13 protein-coding genes are annotated in these 13,563 nt (G+C 69.9%); 8 read left to right on the top strand and 5 right to left on the bottom strand.

What is annotated here, in order from left to right:
* Nucleotides 1–59: 59 nt before the first annotated feature.
* Entirely contained in the window at nucleotides 60–1,649 is a 1,590-nt protein-coding gene (locus ACG00Y_RS01040; protein ID WP_394475404.1) for an acyl-CoA ligase (AMP-forming), exosortase A system-associated, read from the top strand.
* Nucleotides 1,646–2,908 (top strand): pyridoxal-dependent decarboxylase, exosortase A system-associated, encoded by a 1,263-nt coding sequence (locus ACG00Y_RS01035; protein WP_394475403.1) that lies wholly within the window; start codon nucleotides 1,646–1,648, stop codon nucleotides 2,906–2,908. Before ACG00Y_RS01040 ends, ACG00Y_RS01035 begins: the two co-directional genes overlap by 4 nt.
* Here ACG00Y_RS01035 and ACG00Y_RS01030 read toward each other — a convergent pair.
* From ACG00Y_RS01030 to mutL, 4 genes are read right to left on the bottom strand one after another with little or no spacing between them, the layout of a single operon-like run.
* The gene (locus ACG00Y_RS01030) at nucleotides 2,905–3,558 is read right to left on the bottom strand and encodes an ABC transporter ATP-binding protein (protein WP_394475402.1); all 654 of its coding nucleotides are present in this window, start codon (nucleotides 3,556–3,558) and stop codon (nucleotides 2,905–2,907) included. The genes ACG00Y_RS01035 and ACG00Y_RS01030 overlap by 4 nt on opposite strands.
* Complete coding sequence (gene miaA, locus ACG00Y_RS01025) at nucleotides 3,555–4,487, bottom strand: tRNA (adenosine(37)-N6)-dimethylallyltransferase MiaA (RefSeq protein ID WP_394475401.1); 933 nt, start codon at nucleotides 4,485–4,487, stop codon at nucleotides 3,555–3,557. The genes ACG00Y_RS01030 and miaA overlap by 4 nt, the downstream gene beginning before the upstream one ends.
* A complete protein-coding gene (locus ACG00Y_RS01020; RefSeq protein ID WP_394475400.1) occupies nucleotides 4,472–5,803 on the bottom strand; it encodes a pseudouridine synthase in 1,332 nt (443 codons plus the stop codon). The genes miaA and ACG00Y_RS01020 overlap by 16 nt, the downstream gene beginning before the upstream one ends.
* A gap of 2 nt (nucleotides 5,804–5,805) precedes the next feature.
* Nucleotides 5,806–7,656 (bottom strand): DNA mismatch repair endonuclease MutL, encoded by a 1,851-nt coding sequence (gene mutL / locus ACG00Y_RS01015; protein WP_394475399.1) that lies wholly within the window; start codon nucleotides 7,654–7,656, stop codon nucleotides 5,806–5,808.
* A gap of 57 nt (nucleotides 7,657–7,713) precedes the next feature.
* Between mutL and ACG00Y_RS01010 the strand changes: the two genes are divergently transcribed.
* The 6 genes from ACG00Y_RS01010 to ACG00Y_RS00985 all read left to right on the top strand — a co-directional run bounded on the left by ACG00Y_RS01010 (nucleotide 7,714) and on the right by ACG00Y_RS00985 (nucleotide 13,160).
* Nucleotides 7,714–8,361, top strand: a complete 648-nt coding sequence (locus tag ACG00Y_RS01010; protein ID WP_394475398.1) for a DedA family protein — start codon at nucleotides 7,714–7,716, stop codon at nucleotides 8,359–8,361.
* A gap of 25 nt (nucleotides 8,362–8,386) precedes the next feature.
* A complete protein-coding gene (locus ACG00Y_RS01005) occupies nucleotides 8,387–9,907 on the top strand; it encodes an AAA family ATPase (protein ID WP_394475397.1) in 1,521 nt (506 codons plus the stop codon).
* A 137-nt stretch (nucleotides 9,908–10,044) separates the two neighbouring features.
* Nucleotides 10,045–10,740: a hypothetical protein gene (locus tag ACG00Y_RS01000; protein ID WP_394475396.1), complete on the top strand. Its 696-nt coding sequence runs from the start codon at nucleotides 10,045–10,047 to the stop codon at nucleotides 10,738–10,740.
* Between the two features lie 4 nt (nucleotides 10,741–10,744).
* A complete protein-coding gene (locus tag ACG00Y_RS00995) occupies nucleotides 10,745–12,118 on the top strand; it encodes a cache domain-containing protein (protein ID WP_394475395.1) in 1,374 nt (457 codons plus the stop codon).
* The gene (locus ACG00Y_RS00990) at nucleotides 12,115–12,747 is read left to right on the top strand and encodes a response regulator transcription factor (RefSeq protein WP_394475394.1); all 633 of its coding nucleotides are present in this window, start codon (nucleotides 12,115–12,117) and stop codon (nucleotides 12,745–12,747) included. Before ACG00Y_RS00995 ends, ACG00Y_RS00990 begins: the two co-directional genes overlap by 4 nt.
* Nucleotides 12,744–13,160, top strand: coding sequence for a DUF4124 domain-containing protein (locus ACG00Y_RS00985; RefSeq protein WP_394475393.1), 417 nt, complete (start codon nucleotides 12,744–12,746; stop codon nucleotides 13,158–13,160). Before ACG00Y_RS00990 ends, ACG00Y_RS00985 begins: the two co-directional genes overlap by 4 nt.
* Before the next feature lie 9 nt (nucleotides 13,161–13,169).
* Here ACG00Y_RS00985 and ACG00Y_RS00980 read toward each other — a convergent pair whose 3' ends face one another.
* Nucleotides 13,170–13,541: a hypothetical protein gene (locus tag ACG00Y_RS00980; protein WP_394475392.1), complete on the bottom strand. Its 372-nt coding sequence runs from the start codon at nucleotides 13,539–13,541 to the stop codon at nucleotides 13,170–13,172.
* Nucleotides 13,542–13,563 lie beyond the last annotated feature (22 nt).

Below are 13,563 nucleotides of genomic sequence, written 5' to 3'. Positions count from 1 at the left end.
AGAGGGGTCGCATGAGATACTTTTTTCACTGATTGCGCCCACTCTGACATCGCCGCTTCATGCCTGAATCGACCCTGCTGAACGAACTGGTGGCCGTTGCCGCCGAGCGCACGCCCGACGCCCCGGCGCTGACTTATGGCAACACGACGCTGAGCTACGGCGAACTCGACCTCGCGGTGCGGGGCTTCGCCAGTGGCCTGATGGCCCTGGGCCTGGCGCGCGGCGAGCGCGTCGCCATCTATCTGGAAAAGCGCTTCGAGACCGTCATCGCCAGCTTTGGTGCGCCGGCGGCTGGCGGCGTCTTCGTGCCGTTGAACCCGTTGCTCAAGCCCGAGCAGGTCGGTTTCATCCTGCGCGACTGCGACGTGCGCGTGCTGGTCACATCGCCCGAGCGCCTGGCGCAGCTGGGCGATGTGCTGACGCAATGCCCGTCTCTGCGCCATGTGGTACTGACCAGCGGCACTGGCTCCGCGCCCGTGCCGGTGCATGACTGGGCCGCGCTGCTGGCGTCGCCCGCGCATGCAGGCCATCGTGTCATCGACACCGACGTGACGGCCATCCTCTACACCTCGGGCTCCACCGGCCGGCCCAAGGGCGTCGTGCTGTCCCACCGCAACATGGTGGCGGGCGGCAAGAGCGTGGCGAGCTACCTGGAGAACCGCGCCAGCGACACGCTGCTGGCTGCGCTGCCGCTGTCCTTCGATGCCGGCTTCAGCCAGTTGACGACCGCCTTCCACAGTGGCGCCCGCGTCGTGCTGCTGAACTATCTGATGCCCAAGGACGTGCTCAAGGCCATGGAGCGTGAGAAGGTCACAGGCCTCACGGCCGTGCCGCCGCTCTACATCCAGCTCACGCAGCTCGAATGGCCCGCTGCGATTGACGCGAACCTGCGCTACTTCGCCAACACCGGTGGCCGCATGCCGCGTGCGACGCTGGACTTGCTGCGCGCCCGTGTGCCGTCGGCCAAGCCCTTCCTGATGTACGGCCTGACCGAGGCCTTCCGCTCCACCTACCTGCCGCCTGCTGAGGTCGACCGCCGGCCGGACTCCATCGGCAAGGCCATCCCCAACGCCGAGATCCTCGTGCTGCGCGAGGACGGCAGCGAGTGCGCGCCGGACGAGCCGGGCGAACTGGTGCATCGCGGCGCCCTCGTCGGCCTGGGCTACTGGAACGACGCCGAGAAGACGGCCGAGCGCTACAAGCCCTTGCCGGCCGGCGTGGGCGGCCGCGAGAGCGGGCTGCAACTGCCGGAGTACGCCGTGTTCTCCGGCGACACGGTCACGCGTGACGCCGAGGGCTTCCTGTACTTCGTCGGCCGCCGCGACGAGATGATGAAGACCTCGGGTTACCGGGTCAGCCCGACCGAGGTCGAGGAAGTGCTGTATGCGACCGGTCTGGTCGGCGAGTGCGTCGCCTTTGGTGTCCACCACGACACGCTGGGCCAGGCCATCCAGGTCATCGCCACGCCGTCAGAAGGCGCTGCCGAGCTGGACCTGGCCGCGCTGACCGCCGCCTGCAAGGCGCGCATGCCCGCCTACATGGTGCCGCACGGCATCGATGCCCGAACCGGCCCGCTGCCGCGCAACCCCAACGGCAAGATCGACCGCAAGACCCTCTCGACCGACTGGCTTGAGCGCCACGCTGCATGACCGACGCCCCGACTCCGAAGCGTGCCCTCGAACACGCCCCCGTCCTGTTTCCCCGCGATGCCAACGGCGAGCTGCTCGTCGGCGGTCAGCGGCTGTCGGTGCTGGCCGAGCGCGTCGGCCAGACGCCGTTCTATGCCTACGACCGTGGCCTGCTGAGAGCCCGCGTCGCCGAGCTGCGCGCCGCGCTGCCGCAGGGCATCGAGCTGCACTACGCGATGAAGGCCAACCCGATGCCGGCGTTGGTGCAGCTGATGGCGGGCCTGGTCGACGGCATCGACGTGGCTTCTGCCGGCGAGCTGCAGGTGGCGCTGAATGCCGGCGCGGACCCGCGCGAAGTCAGCTTCGCCGGCCCAGGCAAGCGCGACATCGAGCTGGGCCAGGCGGTGGCGGCCGGTGTGCTCGTCAACGTGGAATCGCTGCGCGAGCTGGCGCCACTGGCGCGTGCGTCGCAGCGCCTGGGCCTGCCGGCGCGCGTCGCGCTGCGCGTGAACCCGGACTTCGAGCTAAAGGGTTCGGGCATGCGCATGAGCGGCGGGCCCAAGCAGTTCGGCATCGATGCCGAGGCGCTGCCCGAGGTGCTGGCCGAGGTGGGCCGCCTGAGCGGCGACGGCGTGGCCTTCGAAGGCTTCCACCTGTTCGCCGGCTCGCAGAACCTGAAGGCCGAAGCCATCTGCGAGGCGCAGCTGAAGAGCTATGAGCTGGCGCTGCGCCTGGCGGAGTCGGCCCCGGCGCCGGTCCGTTTCCTGAACCTGGGCGGCGGCTTCGGCATTCCGTATTTCCCAGGCGAGTCGCGGCTGGAGCTGGCGTCCATCGCCGACAACCTGGCCGAGCTTCAGGCGCGCGCCAAGGCCGACCTGCCGCAGGCAAAACTCGTCATCGAGCTGGGCCGTTACTTCGTCGGCGAGGCCGGCGTCTACGTCAGCCGCATCGTCGACCGCAAGGTCTCGCGCGGCCAGGTCTTCCTGGTGGCGGACGGTGGCCTGCATCACCACCTGTCGGCTTCCGGCAACTTCGGCCAGGTGCTGCGCAAGAACTACCCGGCCTCGGTTGAGCCGCAGGGCCGTGCCGAGACGGCGATGGAGCCGGCCAGCGTCGTCGGCCCGCTGTGCACGCCGCTGGACCTGCTGGCCGACCGCATGGAGATGGCGCGTGGCGAGATCGGCGATCTGGCCGTCGTCTACCAGAGCGGTGCCTACGGCCGCAGCGCCAGCCCGGAGGGCTTCCTGGGCCACCCCGCCTGCGTCGAGGTGCTTGTTTAGGCTGCGTGCAGGCCGCTGGCGTCCAGCCGCAGCCGGCGGTCCGCTGACTGCGCAGCCACTTCGGAGTGCGTGACCAGCAGGCAGGCGGCGCCGGCCTCGTGCGTGCACTGACGCAGCAAGGCCAGCACCTCGGCTGCGTGGCGGGCGTCGAGGTTGCCGGTGGGCTCGTCTGCCAGCACCAGCTGCGGCCTGTGCACCAGCGCCCGAGCGATCGCCACGCGCTGCAACTGCCCGCCTGACAGCTGGCGCGGCATGCGCGCCAGCAGATGGCCCAGACCCACCGCGTCCAGCACCTGCGCCACGCGGTCGGGGTCGTGGCGCCCGAGCAGGCGCAGCGGCAGCGCGACGTTGTCCGCCACGCTCAGGTGGGGCAGCAGGTGGAAGGCCTGAAAGACGAAGCCCAGCGACTCGCGCCGCAGCGCCGAGCGGCCCTCGTCGTCCAGAGCGCGCAGGTCCCGGCCGGCCAGCTTGATGCTGCCGGCGTCGACTTCGTCCAGCCCGGCCAGGCAGTTCAGCAGCGTCGACTTGCCGCTGCCCGATTCGCCAAGCAGGGCGACGACCTCACCGGGGGCGAGGTCCAGGTCGATGCCGGAGAAGACGGGCGTGTCGGCGTAGCGCTTGGCCAGGCCACGGGCGGTGAGGACGGTCATGCGTGCAGCAGTCGTTGAAGGGTCGCCAGCAGTTCGGGCACCGGTTGCGGCCCGTCGCAGGCGATGACGCGGCGCCGGGGCATGCTGCGCAGCCATGTGACCTGGCGCTTGGCGAGCTGGCGCGTGGCGGCTACGCCGCGCTCACGCAGGTCGGAGAAGTCGTTGGCGTCCAGCGCTTCCCAGACCTGGCGGTAGCCGACGCAGCGCATGGCCGGCAAGGCCAGGCTCAGGTCGCCACGGGCGCGCAGCGCCCTGACCTCGTCGACGAGACCACCCGCCAGCATCACGTCGAAGCGCTTGGCCAGGCGTTCGTGCAGCCAGGCGCGGTCGGTCGGCTCCAGGGAGAACAGCGGCCAGTCGACGCCTTCGTCGCGCGACGCGGCGTGCAGCACGCTCAGCGGCTGGCCGGTCAGACGGATGACTTCCAGCGCGCGCTGGATGCGCTGGCTGTCGTTGGGTGCAAGGCGTGCGCCGGTCTCGGGGTCAAGCCTTGCCAGTTCGGCGTGCAGCGCCGGCCAGCCGCGCTCGGCGGCCTCGGCGTCAATGTCCGCGCGCAGGTCGGCATCCGCCTGGGGCAGCGCTGAGAGGCCGTCGAACAGCGCCTTGAAGTACAGCATCGTGCCGCCCACCAGCAGCGGTAGCCGGCCGCGCGCACGGATCTCGGCGGCCAGCCGCTTCGCGTCACGCACGAACTCCGCGGCGGAGTAGCTCCCGGTCGGATCGAGGATGTCGATGAGGTGATGCGGCACAGCGGCCAGCTCGGCGGCCGTGGGCTTGGCTGTGCCGATGTTCATGCCGCGATACACCAGCGCCGAGTCGACGCTGATGATCTCGACGGGCAGCACCTCGGCGATGGCCAGCGCCGCCGCCGTCTTGCCGCAGCCGGTCGGGCCGGCCAGGCAGATCGGTGTGTTCAGAATTTCTCCCATGGTGCCAGGTAGCGCCATTGGCCCACTGGCAGATGCCCCAGCGGAATGCGGCCGATGCGCACGCGCTTGAGGCCCACGACCTTCAGTCCCACCAGCTCGCACATGCGGCGGATCTGGCGCTTCTTGCCCTCGCGCAGCACAAAGCGCAACTGGTGCTCGTTCTGCCAGCTGACCTTGGCGGGCTTCAGTTCTTCGCCGTCCAGCGCCAGGCCGTGGTTGAGCAGCGCCAGCTTGTTGTTCGACAGCGCCGCGTTGGGTAGCGTGCCCTCGGGCGGGACTTCAGCGCCCGGCAGGCCGACGTACTCGACGCGCACGAGGTACTCCTTCTCCACATCGGAGTCGTCGCCGATCAGCACGCGGGCGATGCGGCCGTCCTGCGTCAGCACCAGCAGGCCGGTGGAGTCGATGTCCAGCCGCCCGGCCGGGGCCAGGTTGCGGTGGTGGCCGGCGTTGGGCTGGATGCCGGAGGCGTCTTCCGCCCAGCGGTTCTGGGGCTGGAACAGCACGGCCGCTGGCTCGTAGCCGTCCTCGGCCTGGCCGGAGACATAGCCTATGGGTTTGTGCAGCAGCACCGTGACGAGCTGGGCCTGCTGGTTGCGGGCGGCGGGGTCGATGTCGATCTGCACGTCGGGGCCGACGCGCTGGCCCAGCACGGCGACCTTGCCGTTGACGCGCACCCAGCCGGCAGCGATCCATTCATCGGCCTCGCGGCGTGACGCGAGCTTGAGCTCGCCCATGCGCTTGGACAGGCGCTCGCCGTCCTCCGGCGCTACCTCGCGTGCCGGGTTGTGGCGCTGTTGCGGGCGCTGCGGTGGCTCGAAGTTGGGGCCGCGGTTGGCGACGCGGCGTTGGTCGACACGCGGCGGGCGGTCGTCGCGAGGGCGGTCCATCGGGCGCTCGTCGCGGTGCTCGTTGCGGCGCACGGGTTCGCCGCGCTGCGGCGGGCGGTCCGGGCTGAACCCACCGGGGCCGCCCGGCCTTGGGCCAGGGCGACCCTGGCGTTCATCGCGCGGTCGGTCGGGGCGCTCGTCGCGGCGGAAGGGTTCCCCGCGCTGCGGCGGACGGTCCTGCTGGAAGCCGCCTGGTTTGGGGCCGGGCCAGGCTGGGCGCTCCTCGCGCCGGGGCGCCGGTCGCTCGTTGCGTTGCTGTTGCGCCTGCTGGTAGCGCTCCTCGCGCTCGGCCCGCTCGGCTTGCGCCTTGGCCAGCGACGGGCGGGGCTTGGAGACGCCTTTGCCGCGTATGGGCGCACGCTTCTCGCCCTCGGCGTTGCGGGTCTTGGCGGCGGGTTTCTTGTTTTTGAGTGTCAGCGTGGCCATGTTCAGCGTCCGCGTAGAAAGAGAGCATCCAGCTCGCGCATGTCGAGCTGGCGCCAGGTGGGGCGGCCGTGGTTGCACTGGTCGGCGCGTTCGGTGGTTTCCATGTCGCGCAGCAGCGCGTTCATTTCATCCAGTGTCAGCTGCCGGTTGGCGCGCACGGCGCCGTGGCAGGCCATCGTTGCGAGGATTTCGTGCTGGGCGCGTTCGAGCACCGAGCTGGCGTCGAACTGGGCCATCTCGGCCAGCAGCTCGCGCGTCAGCGCGACGAGGTCGCTGGCCGCCAGCAGGGCAGGGCGGGAGCGCACGGCCAGCGTGCGGCCGGACAGCGGCGACACGTCCAGGCCCAGCTGGTTCAGCGTGTCGGCATGCTGCTCGGCGGCGGCGACTTCCTCGGCGGTGGCGGCGAAGCTGACTGGGATCAGCAGCGGCTGGCTTTCGATCTGCGTCGCGCCCAGCCTGGCCTTGAGCCGCTCGTAGACGACGCGCTCGTGGGCCGCGTGCATGTCGACGATGACCAGGCCTTGGCGGTTCTCGGCCAGGATGTAGACGCCCTGGATCTGCGCGATGGCGCGGCCCAGCGGCCAATCGTCTTTGGCCGACAGCTCGGGCAGGCTGACATCGGGCTGTGTAGGGGCCGCCGGCAGCGAGGTGGCGACCTCCGGCTTGGGCGCCTCCCACAGCGTCTCGTGCTGCACCAGCGACAGCCGCACCTGCTCGGCCGAGGGCGGCACGGGCGGCGTGAAGGGTTGGTAGCTCGGCCGTGGCTCGGCAACGTAGAGCGTCGCCGCCATCGTCGGCTCGAAGGCCAGCGGCGCCATGGCCGACTCGACGGCGGCGGCATCCGCGCGCGACTGGGCCAGCGCGTCGATGAAGGCGCGGCGCACCGATTGATGGATGGCGCGGCCGTCACGGAAGCGCACCTCGATCTTGGTCGGATGCACGTTCACGTCCACCAGCTCGGGTGCGATCTCGATGAAGAGCACATAGCTGGGCTGGCGCTGGCCGTGCAGCACGTCTTCGTAGGCCGAGCGGATGGCGTGGCTGATGAGCTTGTCGCGCACATAGCGGCCGTTGACCCAGACGTATTGCTGGTCGGCCCGCGAGCGCGCCGCCTCGGGCAGGCCGGCGCGGCCGCTCAGAGCCAGCGGGCCGGCGCTGTATTCAAACGGGCGGCTCTCGGCGCTGAAGTCCTCGCCCAGTACGTCGGCGATACGCTGCTCGCTGGACGCCGCGCGCCATTGGTCGACGAGCTTGCCCTCGTGCCAGATCGCAAAGCCAACGTCCGGCCGGGCCAGCGCATGGCGGCGCACGGCCTCCACGCAGTGGGCCAGCTCGGTGGCATCGGTCTTCAGGAACTTGCGGCGGGCCGGCGTCGAGAAGAACAGCTCGCGCACCTCCACACTGGTGCCACGGCCGCGAGCGGCGGGCTGCAGCTCGCCGCTGCGGGCGTCCAGCCGGTGGGCGTGGGCGTCGGCGCCGGTGCGGCTGGCGATCGCCATGTCGGACACCGACGAGATCGCCGCCAGTGCCTCGCCACGGAAACCCATGGTGGCCACCGATTCGAGGTCGTTCAGGCTGGCGATCTTGCTTGTCGCATGGCGCTTCAGCGCCAGCGGCAGCTGCGCGACCGGGATGCCGCAGCCGTCGTCTTCCACGACGATGGCGCGCACGCCGCCGGCCATCAGCTTCACCTGGATGTTGCGGGCGCCGGCATCCAGCGCGTTGTCCACCAGCTCGCGCACCACCGACGCCGGGCGCTCGACGACCTCGCCGGCGGCGATCTGGCTGACCAGCTCGTCGGGCAGTTCGCGGATGGCGCGGGGGGCGGGGACCTCAGGCAGGGGGGAATCCATCGCTGGGATTATCGTTTCCCCCGAGGCGTCACAAACTCGCCGGGATAATGCGCGCCCATGGAACTGCTCACCTTCCTCATCGACTTCATCCTGCATGTCGACAAGCACCTGGCCGAATTCGTCCAGGCCTATGGCGTCTGGGTCTATGCGCTGCTATTCGCGATTGTCTTCGTCGAGACGGGCGTGGTGGTCATGCCCTTCCTGCCGGGTGATTCACTGCTGTTCGTCGTCGGCGCACTGTGCGGTGCGGGCCTGATGAGCCTGCCGGTAGCCATCGTCGTGCTGCTGGCCGCGGCCATCCTGGGCGACCAGACCAACTACATGATCGGGCGGCACATCGGCCCCAAGGTCTTCCAGTGGGAGCAATCGCGCTTCTTCAACAAGAAGGCCTTCGACGCGGCGCACGCTTTCTACGAGAAGCACGGCGGCGTCACCATCATCATTGCCCGCTTCATGCCCTTCGTGCGCACCTTCGTTCCCTTTGTGGCGGGCGTGGCCGAGATGACGCGATCCAAGTTCACGTTCTTCAACGTGACCGGCGCGCTGATCTGGGTGGTGGGCATCACCGTGGTGGGCTACCTCTTCGGCAACCTGCCCTGGGTGCAGACGCACCTCAGCAAGATCATCTGGGCCATGATCATCATCCCCGGCCTCATCGTCATCGCCGGCGGGTTGAAGGCGAAGTTCAAGCGCCAGCCGGGTTGAACCTTCGTTCGAAGCAGCCCACACGATGCCCACGCCAGAGCAAACCCAGTCCCTGCTGGACCTCTTGTCCACCCGCACGCCGCTGGTGGTGATCGAGACGCACGAAGAAGCGCGTGTGATGGCGCTCTTCACCGAGGTGTCCAAGCGCAGCGAGCGTGAGGTGTGGCACTGGTCGGCGAGCCGAGGCCTGCGCGTGGCCCATGGGCTGAAGCTGAGTCTGCTCGACTTCGGCGGCAGCAAAGACATGGCCGGCGCGGCCGAGACGAAGGAGCTGCCTGCGGCGCTGGAGCAGATCGACAGGCTGCAGCCGGGCGCCATCGTGCTGCTGCTCGACGTTCACCCCTATCTGAGCAACCCGCTCATCACGCGCGCCATCAAGGAGCTGGCGCTCAAGTGCGAAAGCCAGGGCCGGCAGGTGGTGCTGGTGGGGCATGAGATCGCACTGCCCGGCGAGCTGGCGCCTTTCGCGAGCCGCTACGAGATCGAGCCCATGACGCTGGAGCGCGTGAAGACGCTGTTCAGCGCCGAAATGGCCCGCCAGCGTGACCAGTCCGGCCGCGAGGTGGGTGGTTGCCGTGACACGCTGCAGTCGCTGCTGCGCCACATGGTTGGCCTGCCCGAGACTTCGGTGCGGCACATGGTGCGCCTGGCGCTGGGCGATGGCCGCATCTGCACGCAGGACCTGTTGAAGGTGCTGGCCGCGAAGAACGAGTCACTTGGCGTGGCGGAACTGCTGGTGTTCGAGCAGCATCTGCCGCCGATGAGCCAGGTGGCCGGCATGGCGGCACTCAAGCGCTGGCTCGCGGCGCGCAAGCTCCCCTTCATCGACCCGCTGGCGGCGGGCCTGCCGGCCCCGCGCGGTGTGCTGCTGCTGGGCGTGCAAGGTGCGGGCAAAAGCCTCGCGGCCAAGGCCATCGCGGCCTCGTGGCAAGTGCCACTGTTTCGCATGGACTTCGGCGCGCTCTTCGACAAATACCAGGGCGAGAGCGAACGCAAGCTGCGCGAAGCCCTGCGTGTTGCCGACGCGATGCAGCCGTGCGTGCTGTGGATGGACGAGATCGAGAAAGGCCTGGCGAGCGGCGGGGGCGATGGCGACACCGGCGCTGGCAAGCGCATGCTGGGCACGCTGCTCACCTGGATGGCCGAGCGGCGTTCGAGCGTTTTCCTCGTCGCCACCGCGAACGACATCGAGACGCTGCCGCCTGAGCTGATGCGCAAAGGACGCTTCGACGAGATCTTCTTCGTCGACCTGCCCGACGCGCCGGTGCGCGACGCCATCTTCCGCATCCACCTGGGCAAACTGGGCGTGGCCTGCAACGAGGGCGCCATCAAGGCGCTGGCCGAGCTGAGCGACGGCTACTCGGGCGCGGAGATCGAAGCCGCCGTCGTGGCCGCGCGCTACGAGGCGCATGCGCAGAACGTGAAGCCCGACGCCACACACATCGGTGCTGAACTCCGGCGTACCAAGCCCTTGTCGGTGACACGCGCCGAGGCGGTGGAGGCGCTGCGGGCGTGGGCGGCAGGCCGCACGGTGCGGGCGGACTGAACTTCTGAGAACCCGGCGCTACATCGGGCCCAAGGTCTTGCGGTGGGAGCAGTCGCGCTGCGCATGGCTGCGGCGACACTCGGCGGATGAAGATTCGCGCCACCTCCCTTCTGTCACTTCTGGGCGTCGCAGGCCTGATGGCTGCCGCGACCTCACAAGCCACCACGCCGGGGCCCACGAAGATCATCCAATGCCCGGGCTCGGACGAGATTCGCTCGGTGCCCAGCATCAACTCTGGCAATACCTTTGGCGCGCGGATCTGGACCGATGGCTACATGGTGGCGCCCATGCTGCCGAGATTCCCTGCGGTGACGCGCTGCAGCGACAGCGGCCCCATCTTCTGGGTGGCGTCGGCAAAGGTGCTGGGCGAGATCACGCCCTGGGGCGAACTGCCAGCGTCCGCGCCGCAGGGCTGGAAACAGGCGCCGACCGTGCGCTCCCTGAAAGGCGCCGAGTACCTGCAGGCCATTGCTGATGGACTGGGCGACACGGCGGAGCGGCTCGCCTACCTGCGGCGCCACGCCTGGTGGGAAGCCAATCACCAACGCCGGCCGAGAGAAGCCTCCCAGGCCGCCATCGAATCCAGCGATTTCGCGGCCGGTTCAGCCGACAGGGACAACCTGGAAGCGCTGTTGGCCAGCCTCGATGAGTCCAACGTCAACCAGTTGCTGACCAAGGTGGAGGGCTTGCGGCAATTGGCCCGCTTCGACGAAGCAGCGGTGCTGCTCGAGCGTGCGGCGCCGGCCGAAGCGCGCCTTCAGCCCTGGGTCAAGGTCGTCGGCGAGCGCATCCGCCTGCGCGATGCCCGCGTCGTGATGCTGCCGACGAAGTAAGGCTGTGCCCGACACGCGCCTGCCCGCTCTGTCCCTGCGCGGCAAGCTGGCCTTGTTGGCTCTGCTGCCGCTGCTGGCCTCGCTGGCGCTGATCGCCCTCGTCGTGCGCCAGCAGGAAAGCCAGCTGGTCGAGCGGGAGCATGCGCTGGTGCGCGCCAGCTACATGGATGCGCGTCGCACCGAGCTGAAGCATTACGTCGACCTGGCCGTCAGCACCGTCAGGCCGCTGCTGGGCCAGCCCGGCGGGCAGCAGCAGGCGCTGGCCATCCTGAAGTCGCTGGACTACGGGCCCGATGGCTACTTCTTCGTCTACGCGCTGGACGGCCAGGTGCTGATGCATTCCCGCCAGCCCGAGCTGGCCGGCCAGAACCTTTGGGAGCTGCGCGACCCGCAGGGCCGGCCCACCATCCAGCAGCTCATTGCGCAGGCCAAGGCGGGCGGCGGCTATGTCGAGTACCTGTGGCGCAAGCCATCGAGCAGCCTGCTCGCGCCCAAGCTGGGCTACGTGGTGGCCGTGCCGGAGTGGGGCTGGATGCTGGGTACCGGGCTGTACCTGGACGGCATCGAGGCCACCATGGCCGATCTGGCCCAGGGCGCACGGCAGAACATCACCGCCACCATGCTGTGGGTGGGGGCCGTGGCTGTGTTCGGCATCGCGCTGATCAGCGCGGGGGCATTGGCCCTCAACCTGAGCGAGCACCGCAGCGCCGAGGCCAAGCTGCGCGCGCTGGCCCGCGAGGTGGTGCAGAGCCAGGAGGACGAGCGCGCCCGGCTGGCCCGCGAGCTGCACGACGGTGTCAGCCAGGCGCTGGTGGCCACCAAGCTGCTGATCGAATCGGCCCAGCAAGCGCCCGCCGGCGCCGAGCGGCTGCAGGCGCTGGCGCTGAAGCGGCTGAACAGCACGCTGGCCGAGGTGCGCCACCTGTCCCACGCGCTGCGCCCGGCGCTGTTGGACACGCTGGGCCTGCCGGCCGCGCTGCAGCACCTGGCGGGTGAGTTCGACGCGGCCGGTGGCACGCGGTTCTCGGCGGCCGTCGAGGGCCAGGAAGTCGCGCTGCCGGAGGTGGTCAACACGGCGCTGTTCCGCATCGCCCAGGAGGCGCTGAGCAACGCCGCCCGCCATGCGCATGCGACGGCGGTGGACATGACGCTGCGCTTCGAAGCCCATGGTGGCCTCAGCCTCGACATCAGGGATGACGGCCAGGGCTTCGACGCCGACGCCGCACAGGCCGTGGCCGACCGGGGCCTGGGCCTGCGCAGCATGCGCGAACGTGCCGCCGCGCTGGGCGCGCGCCTGAGTCTGGAGACTGCACCCGGCGACGGCAGCCGGCTCACGGTCAAACTATCGGCTGCCGACCTCGCCCGCGCCGCCGCATGACCACGCCCATCCGCATCCTGCTTGTCGACGACCATCCGATGGTGCGCGAAGGTCTGGTCGCGCGCCTGGCGGCCGTGGCGCGCTTCGATGTCGTCGGCGAGGCGGGCAACCGCGTCGAGGCGCTGGAGCAGCTCGCGCGCACGGCACCTGACGTCGTGCTGATGGACGTGGGCCTGAAGGACGTCAACGGCATCGCGCTGGCCGCCGAGATGCTGACCGCCCAAGCTAGCGTCAAGCTGCTGATGTTCAGCATGTACGACAACCCCGAGTACGTGCAGCGCGCGCTGACCGCCGGCGCGCGGGGCTATGTGCTCAAGGACGCGCCAGCGACCGAGATCGTGTCGGCCATTGACGCGGTGGCGGCCGGCGGCACCTTCCTGAGTGCCGCCGTGTCCGGCCGGCTCTTCCGCGGCCAGGCGCCCAAGCCGGTGCTGACGCCGCGTGAAAGCGAGATCCTGTCCGCGCTGGGCCGCGGCGCCTCCAGCAAGCAGATCGCCCGCGAGCTGAACCTGTCGGTGCGCACCGTCGAGGCCCACCGCCAGAGCATCAAGCGCAAGCTGGCGCTGGACGGGCAGGCCGAGCTGATCCGCTATGCGGTGGAACATGCCAGGCAGGAGGGACTGACATGAAGGCGTGGATGCGATCGCTCGTGCTGGGCGCGGCCTGCTGTGCAGGCGCCAGCCAGGCGCAGGTCTACAAGTGGACGGACGCCAATGGCAAGGTGCACTACGGCGACCGCAAGGACGCCGCTGCCAGGCAGCAGGAGCTGAAGATCAAGCTGCCGCCGGCCCCGCCACCGGCGTCCGCGCCTGCAGCCTGGGCGCCTGCGGCCAAGGCCTCGGAGCTGCGCTGGCCCGAGCCGCCCCGTCCGGCGCCGCCGCCTCGCTCGCAGTCGGGCGGCAAGGAGCATGGCACCGACGCCTCGCGCTGCGCGCTGGCCCAGGACATCCTCAACGGCAGGCTCAGGCACACCAACGGCGCCAGCATCGACCAACACGACCGCGACATCGCCACGGCGGATGTCAGGCGGTTCTGCCGTTAGCGGCCGGGCTCAACGGCCGCGGTGCGGGCCGTGGTCGTCGCGCCTGTCGTTGCGGCGATCGTCTCGCCGGTCATCCCGGCGGTCATGGCGACGGTCGTCCCATCGGTGGCTGTGGTGGTGATGCACGTGGCGATGGCGGTAGTGGGGCTGGTAGACGACGCGCGGGGGCGGTGCGTAGTAGACCTCGCGCTCCACATACCGCGGTGCGGCGGCGTAGTAGACCGGGGTCACCTCCCGCACATAGTGGCGCGGGCCGTCGGCCACGACGACAGCGGCACCCGGCAGGTTGATGCCGATGGACCAGCTCGTGCCGGCTTGAGCAGCGGTGGCGCCGAGCAGCGCGCTGACGGTGGCGAGGATGGCAACAGTGCGACGAAGCATTTCAACTCTCCTTCGAGGCCGT

It is taken from the genome of Pelomonas parva (assembly GCF_043555835.1).
Lineage (GTDB): Bacteria > Pseudomonadota > Gammaproteobacteria > Burkholderiales > Burkholderiaceae_C > Pelomonas > Pelomonas parva.
Note: the sequence above shows the minus strand (reverse complement) of the source record. Positions and strands in the feature narration are given on the sequence as shown.

Bases quoted from the DNA above. Each gene is read 5' to 3' on its own strand.
- ACG00Y_RS01040 (WP_394475404.1), top strand. From the start codon at position 60: ATGCCTGAATCGACCCTGCTGAACGAACTGGTGGCCGTTGCCGCCGAG.
- ACG00Y_RS01035 (WP_394475403.1), top strand. From the start codon at position 1,646: ATGACCGACGCCCCGACTCCGAAGCGTGCCCTCGAACACGCCCCCGTC.
- ACG00Y_RS01030 (WP_394475402.1), bottom strand. From the start codon at position 3,558: ATGACCGTCCTCACCGCCCGTGGCCTGGCCAAGCGCTACGCCGACACG.
- miaA (WP_394475401.1), bottom strand. From the start codon at position 4,487: ATGGGAGAAATTCTGAACACACCGATCTGCCTGGCCGGCCCGACCGGC.
- ACG00Y_RS01020 (WP_394475400.1), bottom strand. From the start codon at position 5,803: ATGGCCACGCTGACACTCAAAAACAAGAAACCCGCCGCCAAGACCCGC.
- mutL (WP_394475399.1), bottom strand. From the start codon at position 7,656: ATGGATTCCCCCCTGCCTGAGGTCCCCGCCCCCCGCGCCATCCGCGAA.
- ACG00Y_RS01010 (WP_394475398.1), top strand. From the start codon at position 7,714: ATGGAACTGCTCACCTTCCTCATCGACTTCATCCTGCATGTCGACAAG.
- ACG00Y_RS01005 (WP_394475397.1), top strand. From the start codon at position 8,387: ATGCCCACGCCAGAGCAAACCCAGTCCCTGCTGGACCTCTTGTCCACC.
- ACG00Y_RS01000 (WP_394475396.1), top strand. From the start codon at position 10,045: ATGGCTGCCGCGACCTCACAAGCCACCACGCCGGGGCCCACGAAGATC.
- ACG00Y_RS00990 (WP_394475394.1), top strand. From the start codon at position 12,115: ATGACCACGCCCATCCGCATCCTGCTTGTCGACGACCATCCGATGGTG.
- ACG00Y_RS00985 (WP_394475393.1), top strand. From the start codon at position 12,744: ATGAAGGCGTGGATGCGATCGCTCGTGCTGGGCGCGGCCTGCTGTGCA.
- ACG00Y_RS00980 (WP_394475392.1), bottom strand. From the start codon at position 13,541: ATGCTTCGTCGCACTGTTGCCATCCTCGCCACCGTCAGCGCGCTGCTC.